The sequence below is a fragment of the Phenylobacterium sp. genome (assembly GCF_965284355.1).
In the GTDB taxonomy this organism is placed as follows: domain Bacteria; phylum Pseudomonadota; class Alphaproteobacteria; order Caulobacterales; family Caulobacteraceae; genus Phenylobacterium.
The window spans coordinates 3,112,218-3,135,638 of the sequence record NZ_OZ260078.1; the positions used below are offsets into that span (position 1 = coordinate 3,112,218).

General features: G+C 68.2%; 25 protein-coding genes and 1 tRNA gene. 12 read left to right on the plus strand and 14 right to left on the minus strand.

Features of this window, described 5'->3' with window-relative positions; genetic code table 11:
* Positions 1-41 precede the first annotated feature (41 nt).
* Both ACQ66R_RS15260 and ACQ66R_RS15265 read left to right on the plus strand, forming a co-directional pair.
* Entirely contained in the window at positions 42-803 is a 762-nt protein-coding gene (locus ACQ66R_RS15260; protein ID WP_430426315.1) for an SDR family oxidoreductase, read from the plus strand.
* A gap of 433 nt (positions 804-1,236) precedes the next feature.
* Complete coding sequence (locus ACQ66R_RS15265) at positions 1,237-1,785, plus strand: helix-turn-helix transcriptional regulator (RefSeq protein WP_430426317.1); 549 nt, start codon at positions 1,237-1,239, stop codon at positions 1,783-1,785.
* Between the two features lie 47 nt (positions 1,786-1,832).
* Here the strand turns inward: ACQ66R_RS15265 and ACQ66R_RS15270 are convergent, their stop codons facing one another.
* A complete protein-coding gene (locus ACQ66R_RS15270) occupies positions 1,833-2,102 on the minus strand; it encodes a hypothetical protein (protein ID WP_430423381.1) in 270 nt (89 codons plus the stop codon).
* 586 nt (positions 2,103-2,688) lie between these two features.
* Positions 2,689-3,141, minus strand: a complete 453-nt coding sequence (locus ACQ66R_RS15275; protein WP_430423382.1) for a hypothetical protein — start codon at positions 3,139-3,141, stop codon at positions 2,689-2,691.
* A 151-nt stretch (positions 3,142-3,292) separates the two neighbouring features.
* Between ACQ66R_RS15275 and ACQ66R_RS15280 the strand changes: the two genes are divergently transcribed.
* The gene (locus tag ACQ66R_RS15280) at positions 3,293-4,078 is read left to right on the plus strand and encodes a hypothetical protein (RefSeq protein ID WP_430423384.1); all 786 of its coding nucleotides are present in this window, start codon (positions 3,293-3,295) and stop codon (positions 4,076-4,078) included.
* A gap of 205 nt (positions 4,079-4,283) precedes the next feature.
* On the opposite strand, the gene ACQ66R_RS15285 is transcribed toward ACQ66R_RS15280, so the two are convergent.
* Entirely contained in the window at positions 4,284-5,453 is a 1,170-nt protein-coding gene (locus tag ACQ66R_RS15285; RefSeq protein WP_430426319.1) for an aminotransferase, read from the minus strand.
* A 48-nt stretch (positions 5,454-5,501) separates the two neighbouring features.
* On the opposite strand from ACQ66R_RS15285, the gene ACQ66R_RS15290 reads away from it, so the two are divergent.
* Positions 5,502-5,954: a GNAT family N-acetyltransferase gene (locus ACQ66R_RS15290; protein WP_430423386.1), complete on the plus strand. Its 453-nt coding sequence runs from the start codon at positions 5,502-5,504 to the stop codon at positions 5,952-5,954.
* A 158-nt stretch (positions 5,955-6,112) separates the two neighbouring features.
* Here ACQ66R_RS15290 and ACQ66R_RS15295 read toward each other — a convergent pair whose 3' ends face one another.
* Positions 6,113-7,912, minus strand: a complete 1,800-nt coding sequence (locus ACQ66R_RS15295) for an ABC transporter ATP-binding protein (protein WP_430423387.1) — start codon at positions 7,910-7,912, stop codon at positions 6,113-6,115.
* A 194-nt stretch (positions 7,913-8,106) separates the two neighbouring features.
* Between ACQ66R_RS15295 and ACQ66R_RS15300 the strand changes: the two genes are divergently transcribed.
* Positions 8,107-8,595: a hypothetical protein gene (locus ACQ66R_RS15300; RefSeq protein WP_430423389.1), complete on the plus strand. Its 489-nt coding sequence runs from the start codon at positions 8,107-8,109 to the stop codon at positions 8,593-8,595.
* Here the strand turns inward: ACQ66R_RS15300 and ACQ66R_RS15305 are convergent, their stop codons facing one another.
* From ACQ66R_RS15305 to ACQ66R_RS15315, 3 genes are read right to left on the minus strand one after another with little or no spacing between them, the layout of a single operon-like run.
* Complete coding sequence (locus ACQ66R_RS15305) at positions 8,596-9,831, minus strand: PQQ-dependent sugar dehydrogenase (protein WP_430423391.1); 1,236 nt, start codon at positions 9,829-9,831, stop codon at positions 8,596-8,598.
* Positions 9,832-10,518 (minus strand): PAQR family membrane homeostasis protein TrhA, encoded by a 687-nt coding sequence (gene trhA / locus ACQ66R_RS15310; RefSeq protein WP_430423393.1) that lies wholly within the window; start codon positions 10,516-10,518, stop codon positions 9,832-9,834. It lies immediately after the preceding gene.
* Positions 10,519-10,561: 43 nt separating this feature from the next.
* The gene (locus ACQ66R_RS15315; RefSeq protein ID WP_430423395.1) at positions 10,562-11,185 is read right to left on the minus strand and encodes a glutathione S-transferase family protein; all 624 of its coding nucleotides are present in this window, start codon (positions 11,183-11,185) and stop codon (positions 10,562-10,564) included.
* A 116-nt stretch (positions 11,186-11,301) separates the two neighbouring features.
* On the opposite strand from ACQ66R_RS15315, the gene ACQ66R_RS15320 reads away from it, so the two are divergent.
* The 4 genes from ACQ66R_RS15320 to ACQ66R_RS15335 all read left to right on the plus strand — a co-directional run bounded on the left by ACQ66R_RS15320 (position 11,302) and on the right by ACQ66R_RS15335 (position 15,962).
* Positions 11,302-12,606: an MFS transporter gene (locus tag ACQ66R_RS15320; protein WP_430423397.1), complete on the plus strand. Its 1,305-nt coding sequence runs from the start codon at positions 11,302-11,304 to the stop codon at positions 12,604-12,606.
* Complete coding sequence (locus ACQ66R_RS15325; RefSeq protein ID WP_430423399.1) at positions 12,606-13,295, plus strand: type I pantothenate kinase; 690 nt, start codon at positions 12,606-12,608, stop codon at positions 13,293-13,295. Before ACQ66R_RS15320 ends, ACQ66R_RS15325 begins: the two co-directional genes overlap by 1 nt.
* Positions 13,296-13,489: 194 nt before the next feature.
* Positions 13,490-14,065, plus strand: coding sequence for a PEPxxWA-CTERM sorting domain-containing protein (locus ACQ66R_RS15330; protein ID WP_430423400.1), 576 nt, complete (start codon positions 13,490-13,492; stop codon positions 14,063-14,065).
* Positions 14,066-14,075: 10 nt separating this feature from the next.
* Complete coding sequence (locus tag ACQ66R_RS15335) at positions 14,076-15,962, plus strand: tetratricopeptide repeat protein (RefSeq protein WP_430423402.1); 1,887 nt, start codon at positions 14,076-14,078, stop codon at positions 15,960-15,962.
* Between the two features lie 35 nt (positions 15,963-15,997).
* Here the strand turns inward: ACQ66R_RS15335 and typA are convergent, their stop codons facing one another.
* The 3 genes from typA to ACQ66R_RS15350 form a co-directional block, all read right to left on the minus strand.
* Positions 15,998-17,830, minus strand: coding sequence for a translational GTPase TypA (typA, locus tag ACQ66R_RS15340; protein WP_430423404.1), 1,833 nt, complete (start codon positions 17,828-17,830; stop codon positions 15,998-16,000).
* 302 nt (positions 17,831-18,132) lie between these two features.
* The gene (locus ACQ66R_RS15345; protein WP_430423406.1) at positions 18,133-18,405 is read right to left on the minus strand and encodes a DUF2277 domain-containing protein; all 273 of its coding nucleotides are present in this window, start codon (positions 18,403-18,405) and stop codon (positions 18,133-18,135) included.
* A gap of 74 nt (positions 18,406-18,479) precedes the next feature.
* On the minus strand, positions 18,480-19,400 hold the full coding sequence (locus ACQ66R_RS15350; RefSeq protein WP_430423408.1) for an N-formylglutamate amidohydrolase: 921 nt from the start codon (positions 19,398-19,400) through the stop codon (positions 18,480-18,482).
* 101 nt (positions 19,401-19,501) lie between these two features.
* Here ACQ66R_RS15350 and cpdR point away from each other — a divergent pair, with 101 nt between their 5' ends.
* Positions 19,502-19,858 (plus strand): cell cycle two-component system response regulator CpdR, encoded by a 357-nt coding sequence (gene cpdR / locus ACQ66R_RS15355; protein WP_293362328.1) that lies wholly within the window; start codon positions 19,502-19,504, stop codon positions 19,856-19,858.
* Positions 19,859-19,930: 72 nt separating this feature from the next.
* Positions 19,931-20,005, plus strand: a tRNA-Val gene (locus tag ACQ66R_RS15360).
* A gap of 45 nt (positions 20,006-20,050) precedes the next feature.
* Here the strand turns inward: ACQ66R_RS15360 and ACQ66R_RS15365 are convergent.
* Positions 20,051-20,647 (minus strand): TetR/AcrR family transcriptional regulator, encoded by a 597-nt coding sequence (locus ACQ66R_RS15365; RefSeq protein WP_430423411.1) that lies wholly within the window; start codon positions 20,645-20,647, stop codon positions 20,051-20,053.
* 70 nt (positions 20,648-20,717) lie between these two features.
* Here ACQ66R_RS15365 and ACQ66R_RS15370 point away from each other — a divergent pair, with 70 nt between their 5' ends.
* Positions 20,718-21,413, plus strand: coding sequence for a molybdopterin-dependent oxidoreductase (locus ACQ66R_RS15370; protein ID WP_430423413.1), 696 nt, complete (start codon positions 20,718-20,720; stop codon positions 21,411-21,413).
* 4 nt (positions 21,414-21,417) lie between these two features.
* Here the strand turns inward: ACQ66R_RS15370 and ACQ66R_RS15375 are convergent, their stop codons facing one another.
* The 3 genes from ACQ66R_RS15375 to ACQ66R_RS15385 form a co-directional block, all read right to left on the minus strand.
* Positions 21,418-22,230, minus strand: a complete 813-nt coding sequence (locus ACQ66R_RS15375) for a PEPxxWA-CTERM sorting domain-containing protein (RefSeq protein ID WP_430423415.1) — start codon at positions 22,228-22,230, stop codon at positions 21,418-21,420.
* A gap of 107 nt (positions 22,231-22,337) precedes the next feature.
* Complete coding sequence (locus ACQ66R_RS15380) at positions 22,338-23,024, minus strand: DUF1345 domain-containing protein (protein WP_430423417.1); 687 nt, start codon at positions 23,022-23,024, stop codon at positions 22,338-22,340.
* Positions 23,021-23,416: an ATP-binding protein gene (locus ACQ66R_RS15385; protein WP_430423419.1), complete on the minus strand. Its 396-nt coding sequence runs from the start codon at positions 23,414-23,416 to the stop codon at positions 23,021-23,023. Before ACQ66R_RS15385 ends, ACQ66R_RS15380 begins: the two co-directional genes overlap by 4 nt.
* Between the last annotated feature and the right edge of the window lie 5 nt (positions 23,417-23,421).

Sequence of the window (23,421 nt, forward strand, 5' to 3'; positions counted from 1 at the left end):
GCCCGATGAGCCAAGTTCTGGAAGCCCCCAAGGTCAGCGCCCTGGGCCTCTTCGACCTCACGGGCAAGGTGGCGGTGATCACCGGCTCGTCGCGCGGCATCGGCCGCGCCATCGCCGAGCGCATGGCCCAGCAGGGCGCCAACGTGGTGATCAGCTCGCGCAAGGCCGGCCCCTGCGAAGAGGTCGCCGCGGGCATCAACGCCGCCGGCGGCGGCAAGGCCATCGCCGTCCCGGCCAACATCTCGAGCCAAGAAGACCTTCAGCGCCTGATGGACGAGACCCGCAAGGCGTTCGGCAAGATCGACATTCTGGTCTGCAACGCCGCCTCGAACCCCTTCTACGGCAGCCAGCTCGACATCAGCGACGACGCGTTCCGCAAGATCCTCGACAACAACATCATCGCCAACAACTGGATGATCAAAATAGTCGTCCCCGAGATGAAGGAACGCAAGGACGGCTCCATCATCATCGTCTCGTCGATCGGCGGCCTGCGCGGCTCGGAAGTGATCGGCGCCTACTGCATCTCCAAGGCCGCCGACATGCAGCTGGCCCGCAACCTCGCCAAGGAGCTGGGCCCCCACAACATCCGCGTGAACTGCGTGGCGCCGGGCCTGGTGAAGACCGATTTCGCCAAGGCGCTGTGGGACACTCCGGCCGGCGAGGAACGCGCCAGCTCGGGCACGCCGCTTCGCCGCCTGGGCGAGCCTGACGACCTGGCGGGCGCGGCCGTCTACCTCGCCTCGCGCGCCGGCGCCTGGACCACCGGCCAGACCCTGGTGGTCGACGGCGGCTCGACCTGCTGATCGAATTTCGCCCGGCGACGGCCGATGACCTGGCGCGGCTGACGGCGCTCAAGCTCCAGGCCCCCAGCTCGAGTGGATCGGAGCGCCGCGACCCCGCCCCCTGACCTTGCCCTTCCCACGCCGTGGGAAGGGGGGACCGCCTGCCGAGGCCGCAGGCCGAAGAGCGGGCGGTGGGAAGGGCAAACGGCCGGCAGGGCGGATTGTCCTTCCGCCTGAGGGCTCAGCAGATCAGCCGGCGCCGTCGTGGATGGGGCTCGCCCTCTCCACCCCCCGCGCTTCGGCGGGCGGTCCCCCTCTCCCACGGCGTGGGAAAAGCAGGGCGCCAGCCTGGCCGACGCCGCATGCGCCGCAGGCGCTGTCTCATTTGTCCACGAACCACACGAACCACACGAACGGAGACCCGCGTCTCGCCAGGGCCTGGAATGTCTTGAGCGTGTTCGTGTGGTACGTGGACAATCTGATCGGCGCTCATGCGCCACCCCCCGACGCCGCCTGGCTGGCCCCGCCCACCCGGGCGATCTGGGTGGCGCCGCTGCTCAAGGAGCTGATCCTCCACGTCGTGCAACTGGGCATGCTGGACGTGGACGACCTGGGCCACGCCCGCATCGAGGGCCTGCTGCTCGACCTCCTGGCCGACGCCCAGACCGTCCCCTTCCAGCTCCCGCTCCCCACCGACCCGCGCGCCCGCGCCTTCGCCGACCGCATCCTGGCCGACCCCGGCGCCGAAGCCGCCCTGGCCGCCCTCGCGAAAGCCGCCGGCGCCAGCCTGCGCACCCTCCAGCGCCTGTTTCTGGCGCAGACGTCCCTGTCGCTGGAAGCCTGGCGGGGGCGGGCGCGGATGCAGCAGGCGGTGGTGAGCCTGAGCAACGGCGCGCCGGTGACGGAGGCCGCTCTGGACGCGGGGTATCAGAGCGCCAGCGCCTTCATCGCGGCGTTCCAGAAGGCGTTTGGGGTGACGCCAGCGCGATGGCGGAGCGGGTGAGCGTCGGAAGTGAAAGGTTCGACCCCGTGCCAATGGCTGGCCTTCGACTACTGAGGCCTTGAAGCGATGGCGACGAACGCGACGGCGAGGGCGACCACGAGCACTTCGGCAATGATGGCCACGATCAGCAGGTTCGGATTGTCGGTGCGGCTTGCGATCTGAGGGATCGCGAACGTGGCAGATGCAAAGACCGCCCCGGGACCGAGCGTCGCAAACTTCGACCCGGAAGTGACGATCGGGACCATCATGGGCGAAGTGTCGCCCGGATGGTCCTTATGTTCAGAGGCGTTTTGATACCCAGCGGGAAGACGCGCCATTCGGGGTGTCCCAAAATCATATGCGTCTTTCCACCTACTGGGGGCCTCGGGGGGGGCAACGGGGATTCTTTTTCAACGCGCCCCGGAACGGTGGACCTGTTTGCGCTGATGTGGAGAACCTGTGGACAACGTCCGTCGAATTGGACGCGGCTTATATGGCGGCCGCCATTGTCCGAACCTGGGGGACGTCGGTTCAGCCGGTGACGGCGACGGCCGGCTTGGTCCAGATCTGGCGATAGATGGCCATCCATCGAAGCTGCTCAGGTCCATCTTAGCGCAGCGCCTTGATGACACGATCCGCCAAGCGGGCTCGATACTGACGCCGCATCAGCTCGGTGCCCGGTCGGAGGCGGTTTGGGTCTAAGACTGATTGTCAGGAATGGCTGCTGGTCGCCCTCCGAGGTAGGAACCGGCCAGGGCATTATCAGTTGAGTTTTAACCCCTCACGCCCTATGTTGAGGGCTCTACCGGCGGGCTCCGCGCGCGTTAGGACACCTGTCAGTCGGCGGTAAAACGCAGACAGGGGACGTCTCAAAGCGGGTGTGTTCGGCTAGCACAGGATGGGGGTTCGCACCCATCAGGCCGCCTACTTCTCTCCCTTCTTGTAGAGCAAGGTTCCCTGCGCCACGCGGTAGGGCAGCGCTGTGGTGACCGACCAATAGGTCTCCTTCCACGTGACGACGATGGTGAGATCGTAGCCACCCTTCTGCCAGACCAGCAGGGGTTTGCCGTCCTTCCCCTCCACGATGTGGGTCCAGTTCGACGCCACGTCGCAGATGAAGACTTGGACGTTCGGGAAGCCCAACTTCTGGATAGCGCGGACCCGATCTGGCTTGGCCTGAACGTGCTGGAGGCCGAAGCCCCAGTGCTCGGGGATGCCGTAGGGAAGGCGGATAGGTCCAGCGGCGACATTGGCGGCGGCGCCGGCCTCTTGGCTGATCTCGCCCAAGTCCAGAGACCCATCCGGCTTCGGCATGAGCACGTCGGCGTCCGGGTACTTCGACGCCATCCCGGCGGACTTCAAGGCGCTCTTGTTCATCCGCCGCTCCATTCGACCACAACTATAAAGGAGCCGCCACCGTCACGTCAACAGAAAAGAGATAGGAAGATAGCGCAATCCGATTTAGATAGCGTATCTTGCATTTTGGGGAACCAGAGCTATGATCTCGGTGGGTCGCAGAGAGGTTGCCATGTCCGACGATCAAGTCATTGATATAAGAGAGAAAAAAGATAGGAGCCCAAACTTTCCCTTCATCTCTCTCCCCAAGGCCGTGTCTCGGGCGGAGGCGATCAACACCGCTCATCGCCGTGAGGCGGCGCGGCTGTCGTCTGTCGGGACCACCTGGAACTACGGGGCCAAGAGTAGCGGTCTTCTCCAGACGGTCGCCGCCCTGAAGCAGTTCGGGCTTCTGGAGGACATGGGTAGCGGGGATGATCGCAAGGTCATGCTGACGGACCTTGCGCGCCGCATCCTGCTGGATACCCGCCCTGGTGCTAAAGAGCAGGCGCTGAAGGAGGCGGCCCGGCGACCCCGCCTTATCGCGGAGTATCTGTCGAGGTGGGTTCCTGACCGGCCCAGCGACAGCCATTGCATAAGCGAGCTTCACCTTGATCGGGGCTTCACTAGCGATGCTGCGCGCTCGTTCCTCCGGGTGTTCGATGAGACCGTGTCCTTCGCAAATCTGGCGGAGGATGATGGCGCTGGTGATAGCGCGGTTCCGCACGTGGCGTCTTCAGAGGAGGAGATTAGCACTTCTCCCCCCGAAAGTCGCCAGCTTGTTGTCGCGGCGGCCGCTCCCGCGCCTGTTGCGCTTCCCGTGGACGCAGAGAGGCCCTTCGCGCAGCGGTACAAGGTGACGGTGGAGGGGGATCAACTCACTATCAGCGCCGTGTTGAGGAGCCCGGCGGAGGTTGATCGGATCATCCGTATCCTCGAGGCGAACAAGGCGCTGCTGGAGGAAGACCTTATCGGATAGGGGTTCCTCGCCAAGGATGGCACTGCTAGACAGCGGCGCTACACGGGGGGCGAAATCTTCGTCTAAGCCGTTGATTTTCCTGCGTGGTCTTGGTCAAACTCCAGGAACAAGTTGGTGATTACGGCGCTGGCCGAGGGACGAATGTCCTGTTCCGGGCGCTGATCAAAGGTCCGGAAGTGGCGCATCGCCGTCCCATGCGTGGTCGTCATCGATCCTCGGCCCGGCTCCCTTCCCGCGCCTTCGCCAACCTCACCACCCCCTCATCCAGCGTCGCATCCCCCTTCGAGAAGCACAGCCGCGCGATGCTGGTGACCTTGTCCGCCTCGTAGAAGGCCGAGACCGGGATCGCCGCCACGCCGGCGTCCTTCACTGCGCGCAGGCAGAAGTCGCGGTCGGGTTCGGGGATCCCCGAGCCCGGCAGGTCGATGTTGAGGAAGTAGGTGCCGGCGCTGGGCAGGACGGCGAAGCCTTCGCGGCGGAGGCCCTCGGTGAGGCGGTCGCGGGCGCGTTCCAGGGTCCGCGGCATGTCGCGGAACCAGTCGTCCAGGTTCTGCAGCCCCCAGGCGACCGCGGCTTGAAGATTTGGGGCGGTGGTGAAGGTCAGGAACTGGTGGGTGCGGCTGAGCGCGTGGGTGAGGCCGGGCGCGGCGCAGAGGAAGCCCACCTTCCAGCCGGTGAGGCCGAACATCTTGCCGGCCGAGCCGATCTTCACCGTGCGCTCGCGCATGCCGGGATAGGCGATCAGCGGCCGGTGGCGGGCGCCCTCGAACACCACCTGCTCCCAGACCTCGTCGCAGACGGCGGTGACGTCGTGGGCCACGCAGAATTCGGCCAGCAGGGCCAAGTCCTCGTCGGGCAGGACCACGCCGGTGGGATTCACCGGGTTGTTCAGCACCACCAGTTTGGTGCGGGGCGTGAACGCCGCCTCCAGCATCGCGCGGTCGAAGCGCCAGTGCGGCGGCTTCAGGCTGACCAGCTTGGGCACGCCCCCCGCGCGGCGGATCATCGGCAGGTAGGCGTCGTAGAACGGCTGGAAGACGACCACCTCGTCGCCCGGCTCGATCAGGCCCAGGAAACAAGCGGCCAGGGCTTCGGTGGCGCCGGAGGTGACGGTGATCTCGCCGGACTCGAAGTCGAGCCCCTGGGTGCTGTTGTAGTGATCGGCCACCGCCTGGCGCAGCTCGGGTAGGCCGGCCATCGGCGGGTACTGGTTGTAGCCGTTCAGGACCAGGTCGGCGGCCTTGGCCCGCAGCGGCTCGGGGCCAGGGTCGTCCGGGAAACCCTGGCCCAGGTTGATCGCGCCCAGAGTGCGGGCCAGGCCCGACATCTCCTCGAAGACGGTGGTCGGGAGACTTGTGAAAATCGCATTCGCCATTAGCTCGACATTGGCGGCAGTCTGGGCCGGCGGGAAGGGGAGGTCGCCATGCAGATCGTGGATTTCGAGCCGGCGCACGCCGAGGCGTTCCGCACGCTGAACGAGGCGTGGATCTCGAAATACTTCGCGCTGGAGCCCAAGGACCGCGAAGTGCTGGGCGACCCGCAGGGCAAGATCATCGCCAAGGGCGGGGCGGTGTTCATGGCCCTGCACGACGGCGAGCCGGTGGGCTGCGTGGCCCTGATGAAGATGGACGACGGCGGCTACGAGGTGGCCAAGATGACGGTGTCCGAGACCCTGCGCGGCTCGGGCCTGGGGCGCCTCCTGATGCAGCGCTGCATCGACGCCGGCGCCGAGCTGGGCGCCACGCGGCTGTACCTCGAGACCAACTCGACGCTGGGCCCGGCCCTGGGCCTCTACCGCGCCATGGGCTTCAAAGACCTCGCCCCCACCGACACCCCCTACGCCCGCGCCGATGTGTTCATGGAGCGGGTGTACTAGCGGCCTTTCCACCCTCCTCACCCGTAGGGGGAGGGGGACCGCCCGAAGGGTGGTGGAGGGGGAGCGATCCCCGGAGCTCCGAGCTTGAGGCGTTCCCCCTCCACCATGCTGCGCATGGTCCCCCTCCCCCTACGGGTGAGGACGGAGACCGTCGGCGGCTAGAACCTCGCCTGCGTCGCGTAGAGCCTCGCGTAGGCTCCCTTCGCCGCCATCAGGTCGTCGTGGCGGCCCTGTTCGGCGACGCCGGCTTCCGTCAGCACCACGATCCGGTCGGCGCCCCGCACCGTCGACAGGCGGTGGGCGATGACCAGGGTGGTGCGGGACCGCGCCAGCTCTCCCAAGGCCTGCTGGACGGCGCGCTCGCTCTCGTTGTCGAGGGCGCTGGTGGCCTCGTCGAAGATCAGGATCGGCGGGTCCTTCAGGAAGGCCCGCGCGATGGTCAGCCGCTGTTTCTGGCCGCCCGACAGCCGCACGCCGCGCTCACCGATGTCGGTGTCGTAGCCTTGCGGCAGGCCCATGATGAAGTCGTGCGCGCAGGCCCGGCGGGCCGCGTCCTCCACCTCGGCCACGGTGGCGTCGGGACGGCCGTAGCGCAGGTTCTCCAGCACGCTGCCCGCGAACAGGTAGACGTCCTGCTGCACCACCCCGATGTTGCGCCGGAGCGAGGCCAGCGTGACGTCGCGCACGTCGTGCCCGTCCACCCGGATCGACCCCGACGTGGCCTCGTAGAAGCGTGGGATCAGCGCGCACAGCGTGCTCTTGCCCACCCCCGAGGCGCCCACCAGGGCCACGAACTCGCCCGCCTTCACCTCCAGCGAGACGCCGTCCAACACGGGCGGGCCGCCGGGCCGGTAGGCGAAGGTGACGTCCTTCAGGCTGAGGTCGCCCTTCACCCGGCCCAGCGGGCGGGCGTGAGGCGCGTCCTCGACGTCGGGCGCGGTGTCCAGCACCTCGGCCACGCGGACGAAGCCGGTGTAGCCCAGCTGCCAGAGCCGCACGAAGTTCACCGCTCGTCGGATCGGATCGATCAGCACGGCCACGCAGAGCAGGAAGGTCAGGAGGTCGGCCACCCCCATCGCCCCCTGCGCCACGCGAACGGCGCCCACGACGATCACCGCCAGGGTCACGGCCTGCGCGAAGGTGGTCATGCCCACGTCGAACCAGGCCTCGGCGCGGTAGCCCTCGCGGCGGATGTCGAGAAGCCGCTCGTTCTCGGCGGCGAACCGCCGGGCCTCCGCCGCTTCGCCGCCAAACGCCTTCACCACGCGAATGCCGGCCAGGGCGTCTTCGACGCGGGCGTTGATGGCGCCGATCTGCTCGCGGCCGTCGGCCAGGGTGGCGTTCATGCGCTGGTTGAAGTGAAAGGCGTAGGCCGCCGCGACGGGGAAGGCGGCCAGGATCGCGAAGGTCAGCGAAGGCTCGATCCACGCCAGGATCACCGCCGCGCCCACGAATTTCAGCGTGGCGATGGCCAGGTCCTCAGGTCCGTGGTGGCAGAGCTCGCCGATGTAGAAGAGATCGTGGGTGATCCGGCTCATCAGCTGGCCGGTCCGCTCGCGGTCGTAGAAGCTGAACGAGAGCGTCTGCAGGTGCTCGAACAGCTCCTGGCGCATGCGGCTCTCGATCTTCGCGCCCATCATGTGGCCCTGGTAGTCCACGAAGAGCGTGCCCAGGGCCTGGGCGGCCACGAGGGCCAGCATGACGCCGCCCATGGCGAGGATGGCCGTCATCGCCTCGGGCCCGCCCTCGGTCAGGCGGCGGGTGATCCAGCTGGCGCAGACGGGCAGGGCCAGCGCCGTGGCGGCGATCGCCATGGCGCAGGCGACATCGGCCGCCAGCATCGGCAGGTGCGGGCGGTAGTAGCTGATGAATTTGCGGAGCCGCCGGTGGCCCGGCGGAAGGCGGGACGGGGCGCTACGGTCGGATTGCGCCGGCGCCTCGGAGATGCGTGAAAGCATGCGTTGTCATGTCCTGGTGACAGGGAAGGGCTCCTCTGGGGGACATGAACGTCTGCATCGCGCGCTCCTGTGGGGGCGGTTCGTGGTGCTGCGAGGATGACGCCAATCCCGCCGCGGGCGCAACGGCATTGTTCACGCGGCCGTGATCACATTGCCTAGTTGCGAATGACTCGCAACAGCAATAGGGTCGAGCCATGCCTCACCTCCATTCCCACGAACCCCAACTCGGCGACGCCCTGTTCCACGGCGAGCGGCTCCTGGTGCGCACCGTCCGCCTGCTGGCGCTGACCACGCCCTGCCACGGCCTGCAGGCCCACTTCGAGGCGGCCTGCGGCTGCGCGGGCGAGGCGGCCTACCGGATGCTGGAGGCCTTCGTGCAGCAGATGGCGGCGAAGGGGCGCCGGCGCGTGCGCCTGTCGATCCCCGCCGACCCCAGGCTCACCGACGACGAGGCCCTGATCCTCGACGTCTTCGGCTGCGCCCAGGCCGGCGACTTCCGCTCGGTGGACGAGCGGCTGCGGGGGCTGCTGGACGTCCAGGCGCCGTTCGCCATGGGCGCCGCCGCCTGCATGGTCGCCGAGACCCTGGCGATGAACGGCCTGATGCTCCGGCCCCGCCCGACGCCGGATCAGGCCATCCCGTGTCCGGGCGAGACGATCATCTTCCCGATGGCGGCGGAGTAGCTACCGCCGGTCCTTCGCCAGCCGCAGGATCGCGCCGTTGCGGTCGTCGGCGACCCAGATCGCGCCGTCGGCGCCGACGGCCATCCCGACCGGCGCGCCCGCTGGCCGCTTGCCCTTCACAGCGCCCCAGCCGGGGGTCAGGTCGCGGGGCTTCTGGCCGGCCTTGGGCAGGCCCTTGTCGTCGAGTTCGATCGCCAGGATCCGCGAGCCGGTCGGGCGGTAGCCATGCAGCGTGACCAGCAGCCGGCCCGACAGCTCCGGGAACATGGCGCCCCGGTACTCCAGCAGGTCCAGTGGGGCGGCGTGCGGCGGCAGGTTCATGGCGGGCTTGCGGTAAGGCGCGCAGGTCACCTTCTGCGCCTTCCAGGCGGGCGCGGTCTCGTTCATCGCCACGCAGTAGGGCCAGCCGTAGTGGGCGCCGTATTCGATGACGTTCAGCTCCTCGGGCGGCCAGTTGGCCTGGGGCACGTCGATGCTGTTCTCGGCCTGCAGGATCGTGCCCGCCCGCGTCCGCACCAGGGCCAGCGAGTTGCGCAGACCGCGCGCATGGACGGTGGGCTGGTCGGCCCACTTGCCTGGCCCGGTCGGCGCGAACCGCCAGATCGCTGCCTGCCGTACGGCCTCCAGACAGGGCTCCCCGCCAGGTTTGGTGGGCGGACACTGGTCCGACGGCGCCCCCACGTTGACCAGGAACGCGCCGTCGGCGGCCCAGATGAAAGCCGACAGCGGATGCCGGTTCTCGTGCAGGCGGTTGTCGGGCAAGCCGGTGATCACGGGCGTCAGCGTGGCCTGCGGGTCGGCGGCGTCGGGATCGAACCGGCTGATCCGGCTCATCTCGCCCACATAGACCCCGCCGTCCGGTCCGACCGCCAGGGTGTGCGGCATGTCCAGCTTGCGCAGAACTGGCCTGATGATCGGCGGGCCGCCGGGCCTCGGCGTCACTCGCCACACCGCGCCCCGGCCCGTCGTCCAGGCGCCCAGGTCGGACACGAGGAGATCGCCGTCGGGTAGGACCAGCAGGCCGCGCGGCATCCGGATCGTGCGCTTCGAGAGCGGCAGGCCCGTGGACGGCGGCGCCAGCGCCAGGCCGACGCAGAGGCCGGGCGCGGTCTCGATCGCCGCGCGCGGATAGCCGTCGCAGGTCCCGCTGCGCGCATAGCCCCATTGCGGGACCGCCTGGGCCTGCGCTGCGCCGCCGATCAGCGCGAGCGCGAGCGCCGCGAAGAGCCGGCGCACTTAGTGCTGCGTGGCCAGGACCACGCCCAGCAGGATGGCGGTCCAGTGGGCGGCGGCGGCGGCCACCACGTGGCCATGCCAGATCGCGCGGGAGAACTTCAGCCGCTTGTTCACGTAGAAGATCACGCCGGTGGAGTAGAGCACGCCGCCGGTGACCAGCAGCGCCATCGCGTACCAGGCCAGGGTGTCGATCATCGGCTTCAGCGCCACGACCACCAGCCAGCCAAGCACCAGGTAGACGGCCACCCAGAACTTCCGGTCGATCCCGACCAGGAACAGCTTGCCCAGCGCGCCCAGGCTGGCGATCGCCCAGACCGCCGCCGTCATGCCCCAGCCCCACGCGCCGGGCAGGTTGATCGTGAAGGGTGTGTAGGATCCCGCGATCATCAGGAAGATGCCGGCATGGTCCAGTCGCCGCAGGATGGGCCGGTACTGGGGCCTGGCGAAGTTATAGGCCGTCGAGAACGCCAGCATGCACAGTACGCCGACGGCGTAGATCGAGACCCCGACCACCTGGCTGATCGACCCGTTCAGCACAGCCAGCGTCAGCAGTACGATCCCGCCCACCAGCGCCAGGGTCAGGCCCATGACGTGCACCACCAGGTCGGCGCACTTGGCCGCCGGAGTCGGATAGTGACGCGGCGGATAGGGCTTGGCGGGCAGGGAGGACGGGGCGGTCAGGCTCATGGGTCTCTTCGTACCATCGCCAATGCGACGACCATAAGGCGATTCAACCGCTGACGCGTGCGAGCACCGTCTGCACCGCCGGCCGGGCGTTCATTCGTGCCGTGTGGTCGGCCAGCCGGGGGTAGTCGGCCCAGTCCAGCCCGTCGCGGGAGATCCATCCGGCGACCACGTACAGATAGGGGTCGCAGACGCTGTACGCCTCGCCCAGCACCCAGGGGCCCTTGAACAGCGTGGTGTCGATCAGCCGCAGCGCCGCGCCGAACACCTCGGGCGCCTTGCGCCGCATCTCGGCGATCGCCGCCTCGTCGTCGGCCCAGCGATTGCCGCGCACGCGGTGGGCCGCCGCCGGATGCACCCAGGAGCAGAGGTAGCTCAGGAAAGACTCGGCCTGCGCCAGCGCAAAAGCGTCGTCGGCGCCGGGCGCCAGGCCGGCCGCCGGATGGGTTCGCGCGATGTAGCCCAGGATGGCCGGAACCTCGGTGATGATCCCCCGATCCGTTTCCAGGGACGGCACCCGGGACTTCGGATTGATGGCCAGGTAGGCGTCGCCGCGCTGCTCGTTCTCGGCGAAGTTGAGCCTCACCGCCTCGTAGTCGGCGCCGGCTTCCTCCAGCGCGATCTCGCAGGCCAGGCCGATGGTCGCCCTGGCGGTGTAGAGCTTGAGCATACGATGTCTCCCCTTCGACGGCCGATCTGGCCCGGGGAAGCGATCCCCGCAAGGGCCTGGCGATTGAATGCGGCGGCAAAACCGGGTGGTATCCGGCCCAACGAGGGGGACACGCCTTGACCGCAGAGGTCGCTGACAACGCCGACGCCCAGGCGGCGCCGGAGCCGAACCGGCTGCGCTCGATCCTGGCCGGGTCGGCGGGCAACCTGGTCGAGAGCTTCGACTGGTTCGTCTACGCCGCGTTCGGCCTCTACTTCTCCAGCGTCTTCTTCCCGGCGGGCGACCGCACCACCCAGCTGCTCAGCACCGCCGCGGTGTTCGGGGTGGGCTTCCTGGCCCGGCCATTGGGGGCCTGGCTCATGGGCCTCTACGGCGACCGGGTGGGGCGCAAGGCCGCGATGGTCGCCTCGGTCAGCCTCATGTGCGTGGGCTCGCTGTTGATCGCCATCTGTCCCGGCGAGGCCCAGATCGGCGTGGCCGCGCCCGCGGTGCTGGTGTTCGCGCGGATCCTGCAGGGCGTCAGCATGGGCGGCGAGTACGGGGCCAGCGCCACCTACCTCTCCGAGATGGCCAGCCGGAAGAACCGCGGCTTCTGGTCCGGGATCTTCTACTCGACCCTGATCGCGGGCCAGCTCATGGCCATGGGCGTGCTGCTGGCGCTCACCACGCTGCTCTCCCCGGAAGACATGCAGGCCTGGGGCTGGCGGATCGCGTTCTTCATCGGCGGCGGCCTGGCGATCGCGGTCTTCTGGCTGCGGCGCGGCATGGACGAAACGCCGTCGTTCCACGCCCGCACCGGACCCAAGGCCACGACCTGGGGCCTGATCGCCAGCCACCCGAAGGAAAGCCTGACCGTCATCGGCCTCACCGCCGGCGGAACGCTCGCCTATTACACCTACACGACCTACATCCAGAAGTTCCTGGTCAACACCTCGGGCTTCACCAAGGACCAGGCGAACCTGATCCTGGCCGGCGGGCTGGCGGTGTTCATGGTGATCAATCCGCTGATCGGGGCGCTGTCCGACCGGGTCGGCCGTCGCGCGATCCTGCTCACGTTCGGCGTCCTGGGCGCGGGCCTGACCTGGCCGATCCTCTCGACGCTGGCCGCCACACGGGATGTCGGGACCGCCTTCCTGCTGGTCTGCGGCTCGCTGCTGATCGTGGCCTGCTACTCGTCGGTGAACGCGGTGGTGAAGGCCGAGCTGTTCCCGACCGCCACGCGGGCCCTGGGCGTGGCGCTGCCCTATTCGCTGGCCAACGCGGCGTTCGGCGGCACGGCCGAGTACGTGGCGCTGGCGTTCAAGCAGGCCGGGAACGAGACCCACTTCTTCACCTACGTGACAGCGATCATCGGCGGCTCGCTGCTGGTCTACCTCCTGATGCGAGACACCCGCCGCCACAGCCGGATCGCGGAGGACTGATGGCCGACCTCCGCGCCGAGCTGGTCGCGCGGATCGCCGAGCGGGCGGCGGGTCAGCCCGTGTTCCTGCTGGGGATCGCGGGCGGCGTGGCGGCAGGCAAGAGCACCTTGGCGCGCACCCTCGCCGACGGGCTGGAGGCGGCGGACCTGTCGGTCCAGATCGTCGCCACCGACGGTTTCCTCAAGCCCAACGCCGTCCTCGAGGCCGCGGGCCTCGGCATGAAGAAGGGCTTTCCCGAGACCTACGACAGCGAGGCGCTGCACGCCTTCCTGGACGCCCTCGCGGCAGGCCTTCGGGCCGAGATCCCGGTCTACAGCCACGTGACCTATGACATCCTGCCCGGCGAGACGCGGCCCGTCGAAGCGTCGGGCGTGGTGATCGTGGAGGGTATCAACGTGCTGCAGACGGCCGAGGCTCGCGCCCGGTTCGCGCTGTCGCTCTACGTCGACGCCGATCCCGTCGACGCTAAGAGCTGGTACCTGGCCCGGTTGCACGGGATCATCGCCGCCGATCCCGACAGCTTCTTCGCCAGGCTGGACGCCGAGCGCCGCGACGCCATGTTCGAGGCGGCGTGGACCCACCTCAACCTGGTCAATCTGCACGAACACATCGCGCCGACGATGGCGTTCGCGGATGTGGTGGTGCTGAAGGGGTCTGATCACGCCGTCCAAGGCCTTCGATGGCGATGATGCCGGCGGAGGCGCGCGGGCCATCTCACCGGCGGCGGCGCGGGACCGGCGCCCGATCTGACGTTTCGCTGCTATTCTCGCGTGCGCTGATGGAGCGTATCGCCCGTCGGGAGAATCGGAGCGCTTGACAGTTATCGCGGTGTTAACTTCACCGTAGGCTCGCGGACGTCGCACGCCAGGGTGGGGGTTGAGCTTTGATCAAATGGGCGAAGTATGCCGCGGTCTCGGCCGCGATGGTTCTGGGGTCAGCGGCGACCGCGCACGCCGCGATCGCAACATTTTTGTTCTCCGACGAGACCGGACGCAACGTCCGAGGCACCCTGTTGATCAAGGATTACGTGCCGTTCGGTGGCACGCTCCTCTCGTGGAAATACTACAACGACGATGTTCTGTTTTACGAAGTCGGCGCGTCCGATGTGACGACGTTCAGCCACGACTTCGACTTCACCGACGACATCGGCACCGTCCAAAACAATATCGTAACAATCGGATCGGCGACCTCGCTCTTCCAGACGGGCCTTGAAGACCCCCTCGGCGGCGTCGCGCGACTCTGGAACCTCAGCCTATTCCCAGTCTGTCCGGATGATGGCACCGGCTGCGGAGGCGGTGATGGGCCCCAGGTCGATAACAGCCCGCCCTTCACGTACTCGTGGCGCCTGTCCTCACTGCGCGCCGGCGGTGTGCCCGAGCCTGCGACGTGGGCGCTGATGATCGGCGGCTTCGGCTTGGCCGGAATGCATCTGCGCGCCCGACGCCGAAAGACGGCGTGAGCTCCGCGGTGTGACCGACCAAACTAAGGGTGAAGGCGTCGGGCGTTCGTACCGCGCCTTCATCAGCTATAGCCACGCTGACACCGCGACGGTGCGTTGGTTGCATCGGGCGATCGAGACATTCCGTATTCCCTCAAGAATCGTTGGCCAGCAGACGCCGCTGGGACCTGCGCCGCGTCGCCTGATCCCGTTGTTCCGAGACCGCGACGAGTTGCCGGCGTCCGGAGACCTCGGGCACGAATTGCGCACCGCCCTCTCGCGATCCCTTCGACTGATCGTTGTCTGCTCGCCCCGCTCGGCGCGCTCGCAGTGGGTCAATGAAGAGGTTCTGACCTTCAAGCGCATGCATGGGGAGGCCGGGGTGCTGGCCCTGATCATCGCCGGCGACCCTGGAGCCACCGAGCGAGGCAAGCCGGATGAAGAGTGCTTCCCGCCGGCAGTGCGGTACCGGCTCGGCCCCGACAACGAACTGAGTAGCGAGCCCGCCCATCCGATCGCGGCTGACCTGCGCCAGGAAGGCGACGGCCGGCGGGGCGCCTTGCTGAAACTCATTGCCGGCCTTGCGGCGGTGCCCCTCGATCAACTGGTCCAGAGGGAAGCCCAGCGCAGGGTCCGGCGCGCGGGCATGCTTGTCGCCGGCTCCATGGCGGGGATGGCGATCACAGGCGCCCTGGCGTTCGAGGCCAATCGTCAGCGGTTGCTGGCCGAGCGTGAGAGCGCGGCGGCGCGGGCGGCCTCCAGCTTCCTGATCGGCACCTTCTCGATCTCCAACCCGGCGACGGAGAACCCGCGCACGATTACGGCGCTGTCGATCCTTAAGAACAGCGCTGAACGCGCCTCCCTGGAGCTCAGCGATCAACCGGACATAAGGCTGCGGCTGCTGGGCACTGTGGGCGAGGCGTATGTGAATCTGGGCCTGTTCGATGAAGCGCGAAACGCGCTGGAGCCGGCGGTTGCTCTCGCGCGTACCCGCGGTTCTGAGGGCGCTCCCGTTCTGCAGACGCTCGCCTCGGCCTATCGCAACAAGGGCGACTTCACGGCGAGCCTGAACACGATCACGCAGGCCGAGACGCTACTCGGCCCGAACTTGGACGAGCATTCGGAGACGCGCGGCGATCTTGCTCAGACGCGCGCTCAGGTGGAGCAGTCGATGACCAACTACAGCGCGGCCGAAAAGGCCTTTCAGTCCGCGCTGGCGCACTATGCCAAGGCCAAGGACGTCAAGCCCAGGAAACTCGCCCGCATCTACCTCAACTACGGACTGACCCTCTCGAGCATGGGACAGGACGAACGGGCCCGCGAGGCTCTCCTGAAAGGCCTGGAGCTGGCGCGGCGAGCGACCGGGCCGAAGAGTCGGATGACCGGTCAGGCGCTGTCTGTCCTGGCGTTCAACGAACGCGAGGCGGGTCGGTACACCGAAGGCAAGGCTCACATCGACGAGGCGATCTCGATCCTCGGAGGCGTCCTGGACGCCGACAATCCGATCATTGCCGATGCCCTGTCACAGCGGGGCCAGATCCTCTACGCCCAAGGGCAACCCGCACTGGCGATCAAGGACTTCGACCGTGCGATCGCCATTCTGAAGCAAGCCTATGGCGGACCACACTTCAAGATCGGCTCGATCCAGGGCTACCTCGCACTGGCCCAGTCCCAGCTTGGCGACACGGCTTCGGCGCTCCGGAGCCTCGATGAGTCGAAACGCAATTACGACGCCCACTACAAGAAGCTGCACGTCAACCATGGGGACCTGATGGTCCAGCGTGCGCAGGTGCTCGCCCGCGCGGGCCGGCAGAAGGAGGCCCGCGCGGATTGCGCCGAAGGGCTGGCCCTGATGCGACGGCTGGAGGCTGACGAGGCGTTCTATCAGACAGCCGCAGGCGTCTGCGCCAAGATATGATGCCGCCCTCCGTTGAGCGCCCCGCGGGCTGAGGCCTACTCGTCCTTGACGCGCTTCTTGCGGAAGGAGGGGTTCAGGACCTTCTTCCGCAGGCGGATGGACTTGGGCGTCACTTCGACCAGTTCGTCCTCCTCGATGTAGGCGATGGCCTGTTCGAGGGTGAGGCGACGCGGCGGGGTGAGGCGGACGGCCTCGTCCTTGCCCGAGGCGCGGACGTTGGTCAGCTGCTTGGCCTTCATCGGATTGACGTCGAGATCGTCCGAGCGGCTGTTCTCGCCGATGATCATGCCCTGGTAGGTCTTCTCGCCGGCGCCCACGAACATGGTGCCGCGCTCTTCCAGGTTCCACAGGGCGTAGGCCGCCGTTTCGCCGTCGGAGTTGGAGACCAGCACGCCCTTGCGGCCGGCGTCGATGGCGCCCTTGTAGGGCTCGTAGTGGCTGAACACGCGGTTCAGAACGCCCGAGCCGCGGGTGTCGGTCAGGAACTCGCCCTGGTAGCCGATCAACGAGCGCGACGGGCTCATCAGGCTGATGCGGGTCTTGCCGGCGCCCGACGGGCCCATGTCCTTCAGTTCGGCCTTACGGGCCGACAGCTTCTCGATGACGATGCCGGTGAACTCGTCGTCGACGTCGATCATCACGTCCTCGATCGGCTCGAGGCGCTCGCCGGTCTCGGGATCGGTCTGGAACACCACGCGCGGACGGCTGATGGAGACTTCGAAGCCCTCGCGGCGCATGCCCTCGATCAGCACGCCCAGCTGCAGTTCGCCACGGCCGGCGACCTCGTAGGCGTCCTTCTCGGACGTCTCGGTGACGCGGATGGCGACGTTCGACTCGGCTTCCTTGATCAGGCGCGCGGCGATGACGCGGCTCTGCACCTTGTCGCCCTCGCGGCCGGCCAGGGGGCTGTCGTTGACCGAGACGGTCATCGAGATGGTCGGCGGGTCGATCGGCTGGGCGGGCAGCGCCTCGGTGACTTCCATGGCGCACAGGGTGTCGGCCACAGTCGCCTTCGACAGGCCCGCGATGGCGACGATGTCGCCGGCTTCGGCGTCCTCGATCGGCTGGCGCTTCAGGCCGCGGAAGGCCAGCACCTTGGTGATGCGGCCGCGCTCGATTTCCTTGCCGTCCAGCGACAGGGCGTGGATCGGCATCCCGGGCACGGCCTTGCCCGACTGGATGCGCCCGGTCAGCAGGCGGCCGAGGAACGGGTCGTTCTCGATCAGAACCGAGAGGATCTGGAACGGCTTGTCCTTGTTTTCGACGACCTTCGGCTCGGGCACGTGCTTGACGATCAGGTCGAACAGCGGGCCCAGGTTGTCGTTGGGCTTGGCCAGATCCATCGTGGCCCAGCCGTTCTTGCCCGACGCATAGATGTGCGGGAAGTCCAGCTGCTCGTCGGTCGCGCCCATGGCGGCGAACAGGTCGAAGGCGTCGTTCAGGACGCGGTCGGGGTCGGCGTGCGGCCGGTCCACCTTGTTCAGGCAGAGGATGGGGCGCAGGCCCATCTTCAGCGCCTTGCCCAGCACGAACTTGGTCTGGGGCATGACGCCTTCTTCGGCGTCCACCAGGATGACGCAGCCGTCCACCATCCCCAGGATCCGCTCGACCTCGCCGCCGAAGTCGGCGTGGCCGGGGGTGTCGATGATGTTGATGCGGGTTTCGCCCGCCTCGCCGTTCCAAAGCACCGAGGTGCACTTGGCCAGGATGGTGATCCCGCGCTCGCGCTCCTGATCGTTGGAATCCATGGCGCGTTCGACCGTCGCTTCGTTCGCGCGGAAGACGCCCGACTGGGCGAGAAGCTGGTCGACGAGCGTGGTCTTGCCGTGGTCGACGTGGGCGATGATGGCGATGTTACGGAGCGACATGGGTCGGACGGGTTCTTTCGAAAGGCGCGCGCTTGTACGGGAAGCCGGGCCACACCGCTAGGGCGTTGTGCGGCGCACATAACGCAGAGAGACGTTGACGTAACGCGATATCCTGATTTTATTGAAAAAACAGTCACGCCCTAAAGGTGCGACACAAAAGTTTCTGTCGTCGCCTTGCGATTTTGTGCGTTGCACCCTAGCTTAGGCGTACGAGGCGCTCTGGCGCCTCCGCCCTTGCTGGGCGTTTCCTCCCTGAAAACTGCCGCGCCCGATGGCGCGGCTTTTTTTTGGCCTGCGCGCCTCTATGCCTTCGCAAAGCGCTCGGCCGAGCGCGCCTTCGCCTTTGCGGCTTCGACCTCGCGGTCGCGTGGCGCAGCCGTGGTCTCCAGGTCATGCATCAGCTGGTGTCCGGCATGGAAGACCGCCGCGACCGCTGCGTCGAACGCCGCCTTGTTGGCCTTGGACGGCGTGTTGAAGCCCGAGATCTTGCGGACGAACTGCAGCGCCGCCGCCCGGATCTCGTCGTCGGTGGCCGGCGGCTCGAAGTTGAACAGGGTCTTGATGTTACGGCACATCGCAGGGGCTCCGGGTGGTCCTGGGTCCAGCCCATCACAGGTTGCGAACCGGCTCAATCCGGCAACGGCACGCCCTACGACGCCTTCAGGGCGCTCCAGTCGGCGGCGGCAAGACCTTGGATCAGCTGGTCCAGGTGGCGCTGCAGGCGTTCGAAGCCGGACGTGGGCGTCAGCGTCGCCTCGTCGAGGTAGAGCGCCCGGTTCATCTCGATCTGCAGCGCATGAACGCGGCGCGCGGGCTGGCCGTAGTGCTCGGTGGTGTAGCCGCCGGCGTAGGGGGTGTTGCGTGTGACCCGGTAGCCCAGGGCCTCCAGTTCGCGCTCGACGCGGGTGGGCAGCACGCCGGCGCAGGCCGCACCGAAGCGATCGCCCAGCACGATGTCGGCCGGCCGATCACGCGCGCCCGCCCGCGCCGCAGCCGAGGGCATGGAGTGCCAGTCCACCAGGATCGCGAAGCCATGGGCCGCCTGGGCCTCGTCGATCAGCCCCCTAAGGGCGGCGTGGTAGGGCGTGTGGGCGCCGTCGATCCGCAGCTTCGCCTCGGCGAAGGTGAGCTTGCGCCGATAGATCTCCTGGCCCTCCGACACCACGCGGGCGATGGCGCCCAGCCCCGCGGCCACCCGCGCCGTGCGCGAGCGCGCGAACGCCGGCAGTTCGTCGGCGAACATCGACGGGTCCAGCTCGAAGGGCTCGCGGTTGAGGTCGATATAGGCGCGGGCGAATCCGGCCGTGATCATCGCGGCGCCATGGCCAGGTGCGCTGGCGATCAGGTCGTCGACGAAGGCGTCCTCGGACCGGCGGATCGACACCGCGTCCAGAGCGGCGGCCGACATCATGTCTTCTGGGTACAGCCGGCCCGAGTGGGGCGAGGCGAACACCAGCGGGGTCGGCGGGGCGTCCGCCGGGCCGGCGCGGCGGATCTCGAACGCCGCAACAACAGCTTCGCCCTCGGCACTGGAGGGCTCTGCGCCGGGTTTGGGCGGCATGGCGTTCATGGGCTCATACAATGCTTTGTGCGACCCCAGCGTCAAACCGCCTTCATGGCGCGTTTACGGTTCGCTAGGTATTGTAGCCGATCTAGCCCGGTAGCATCGCCATGTCCCGAATCCTCCTCGCCGAAGACGACGACAGCCTGCGTGGCTTCCTGGCCCGCGCCCTGGAGCGCGCCGGCCATGACGTCACCGCGTGCGCCGATGGCGAAGAAGCGGTCACCCATCTGGACCAGCCGTGGGACCTGCTGCTCACCGACATCGTGATGCCCGGTCTCGACGGCATCGAAGTCGCCCGCCAGGCGGCGTCGAAGCATCCGGGGCTGCGGATCATGTTCATCACCGGCTTCGCCGCTGTGGCGCTGGCCGCCGGCGACAAGGCTCCGGCCGGCTCCAAGGTGCTGAGCAAGCCCATCCACCTGCGCGAGATCGTCTCCGAGGTGGAACGGATGATCGCCGCCTAGCGGAAAAGGTCGCATCGGCCCCGCTTGCTAAGCACGGGGTCGATCTGTATATCCCCGCCTTCCCGAAGGTACGGACGTGTAGCTCAGCGGGAGAGCACCTCGTTGACATCGAGGGGGTCACAGGTTCAATCCCTGTCACGTCCACCATCGTTTCTTCAGAAATTTCAAAGCCTTCGACCCGCGATGCGGGCCCTACGCGCGCGTCGCCGCCAGGCTGGCCATGACGGCGGCCCGGACCAGGGCGTCGAGGCTCATAGGCGGCGGCTCGGCGCGGGCGACGTGGGGGCGGACGGCGGCGTAGGCGATGTCGATGACGGCGAAACGCGCTGCGCGACGCAGGTCGGGCGTGTCTTCGCCGAACAGCCGCCGGGTGATCGTCGCCAGGCCGGTCTCGACGTCCGCGCCCATCCGGCCCGCTTCCGCCGCCATGTCGGCGGGCCAGCCACCGCCCACGAACTCTTCGCGCCGGTGCAGCAGCGCGATTCGGGCGCCCGCCGGGTCTGCGCGCACCCAGGCTAAAGTGAACAGCGCGGCGTCGAGCGCCGCCATGTCGGGATCAGGGTGTTCGAGGGCGGCCTGTACGCCCGCCTGGAAGCGGCCGATGCGCTCCAGCCACAGGCGGCCCAGCAACTCATCGCGGGACCGGAAGCGGTGGTAGATCGACCCTGACGGGGCACCCAAGGCCTGGGCGATCGCGCCGATGGTGGCGGCCGGCGCGCCCTGAGTGGCGACGATCCGCGCTGTGGCGTCGAGGATCTGGCGTTCGTCGAACTTCGCGGGGCGTGGCATGTATAATAGATAATAGACTCGATAATCTAAAACAACTACGAGTCCGGGCCGAACCCATGCGGAGGCCGGGATGGACGACAAAGCGGTTGAGCGGGGCGCGCTGCCGCCCGGGCAGCACGCGATCGCGACGTTCCCAAGGTTCGGCGCCACGCGATTCGCTACGCGGTTCCCACCGGACCCTTCGGCGCTAAGTCTGATCGTGTCGTCAGGCGGCGCGCAGGTCGCCGACGTGGGGCCACAGGCGTGGTCGGCTCTTCCACGACGTCGACAGGTCAGCGACTTCCACTGCGTGACCACCTGGACCCGACGCGAATGCGTCTGGGGGGGCGTCGGATTCGCGGACTTCGCGGCGGCCCTGGGGCTGGCCGGCGGCGACCCCGCGCGGCTCGTGGTGCTGCACGCCAGCGACGGCTATCACGCCGCCCTGCCGCTGGGCGACCTGCTGGCCGATGACGTTCTGCTGGCCGATCGGCTGGACGGCGCAGCCTTGCCGCTGGCCCACGGCGCGCCCCTGCGGCTCGTGGCGCCGGCGCACTACGGCTACAAGAGCGTCAAGCACCTCGCGGCGCTCACATTCGATGTCGATTCCGAGGCGTATCGCGCGCCCGGCCCGCGCTTCATGATCCATCCGCGCGGCCGCGTGGCGCTGGAGGAACGCGGCCAGGGCTTTCCCGGGTGGTTCCTGCGATACGCCTATCGGCCGCTGATCGCGCCGACGGCGGCCCGGTTCGCCCGGGCTCTGGCGCGATACCAGAGCCCGGTCTGATCGCTCAGGCGGCGACAAGCCGGCGGCGGCGAAGCGCCGCGCCGATGCTCGCGAAACCCGCGATCATCATGACCCACGTCGCCGGCTCGGGTATGGCGCCGGACTTCGGGGCATACACGAGGTCGCCGCCGTCGGTCAGCGCGAAGGCCGGCTGGTAGGCCAGCGGGCCGGCCACGCCGGGTTGGGTGCTGCGCTGGAACGACTGGCCGATGGCTGCGGCCTGGTCGCTCAGGTACCAGGACATGAAGCCCGCCGCGCCGGCGGCGTGATTAGTGCGGATGCGATAGGTCGAGCCGTCGACGAATTGGATCGGCGCCGGATTGAAGGTCGAGCCGCTCGAGTTGCCGAACGCCACCTGCACTTCGTGGATGCCCGCCGGCACCAGACCGCTCTCCACCTGCATAAATCCGAGACCGACCCAGTCTGCGCCGTCGAGCCGCTCAATATTGAAACCCGCGCGGCGATTGCCGTAGGGGCTCACCGTCGAGATCGGCACGATCAGGTGGCTGGCGACAAAGGTGCTGTCGACGGTGAAGGTCGTCGTGACCGTCGTCCCGTAGAAGAACGTGCAGAAGAAGTTGGCGCAGTAGGTGCTGTTGGACGCCGCGGTGTCGAAGCTCTGGGTGGCGTCAGGTGCGCGGCGAACCAGCGGCAGCCCCACGCCTGCCGAGGTGGCGGCGGTGTTCGACGGATTGTAGTTGCCAAAGAAGATGGTGGCCGCGGCTGGCGTCGCGGCAGTGACGGCGAGGCCGCAGGCGACGACAGGTGCAGCAAAGGCCTTCCAGGCGGCCCGGGCCGCCGTAACCGAGCTGAACATGGAGAACCCCCTTTGTACGGATTAGGGGCGAAGCGATATCTGCAGAGACTTGGCCCGCCCTCCCCCGTTCGGGGGTAGTCGTCGGGCGCTCAGCCGGCGGCGGACCTTCAGACCAGTCCGGCCAGCAGGTTGACCGTCAGGGCCAGCACAAGGGTGTTGAAGGCGAACGCGATCAGGCTGTGGGTCGTGCCGAGACGACGCATGGGCCGGCTGGTGAAGGCGATGTCTGCGGTCTGGGCGGCCACGCCGATGACGACAGCGAAATGCAGGAAGTCCCAGTAGTCGGGCGGTTCACCTCCTGGGAACGCCAGCCCGCCCTGGTCGTGGCCGGTCTCCGGGTCGCGCGCGTAGTACTCGTGGGCGTAGTGGAGGGCGAACACCGTCTGCAGCGTCAGCCACGACGCGGCGACGGTGACGAACGCGGTGGCGACCCGGAGCGCCTTGACCCAACCGTGCTCATGGAGGGCCCCTGACAGTTCCAACGCCACCACCGCGATGCTGACCACGCAGGCGGCGAGGATCATCAGCAGGATGACGGCCTGGCCCTGGTCCTGTCGCGCGGCTTGGGCGCGGATCTGGGCGGGGGTCTGGCGGCGGATGGCGTGGACGGTCAGGCCAAGGTAGATGGCGCAGAAGATGTCCCAGCCGGCGATGGCGCTGGAGGCGGGCTGCAGTCCGGGGAACACGAGCTGGGAGGCGACGCCCCCGGCCAGTCCGATCGCCATGGCGGCGAGCAGGCGCGGCCGGGCGCGAAACGCCCCGGGGCCCAGGCGCCACCGCCGGGACGGGCTCATGGGGTAACCCGCAGCACCAGTCGGTTGCGCCCGCGGGTGTAGCGATAGTCGGCGATGTCGGCCCACGCGCGGACCAGTTCCAGCCCTGCGCCGCCGCCGCGCTCGGTGTTGGGGCCTTCGAAGGCCGGGGTGTGGCGCGGGTCGAAGGCCTGGCCGGCGTCGGTGAAGGTGGCGCGAAGCCCGCCTTCATCGCGCTCCAGCCGCATCATGAGGCGGCTGCCGGGCGCGGGCCCGCCATGCTCGACGACGTTGGAGAGCCACTCCTCGACCACCACGCACAGGCGGTCGGTCGCCGTGGCGTCCAGGCCGCACTGCGCCGCGAAAGCGCGGGCGGCGCGGATCGCCAGCACCAGACCGGACTCGCTGGCGGGCAGACTGACGCGGGTCGGCATGCCGA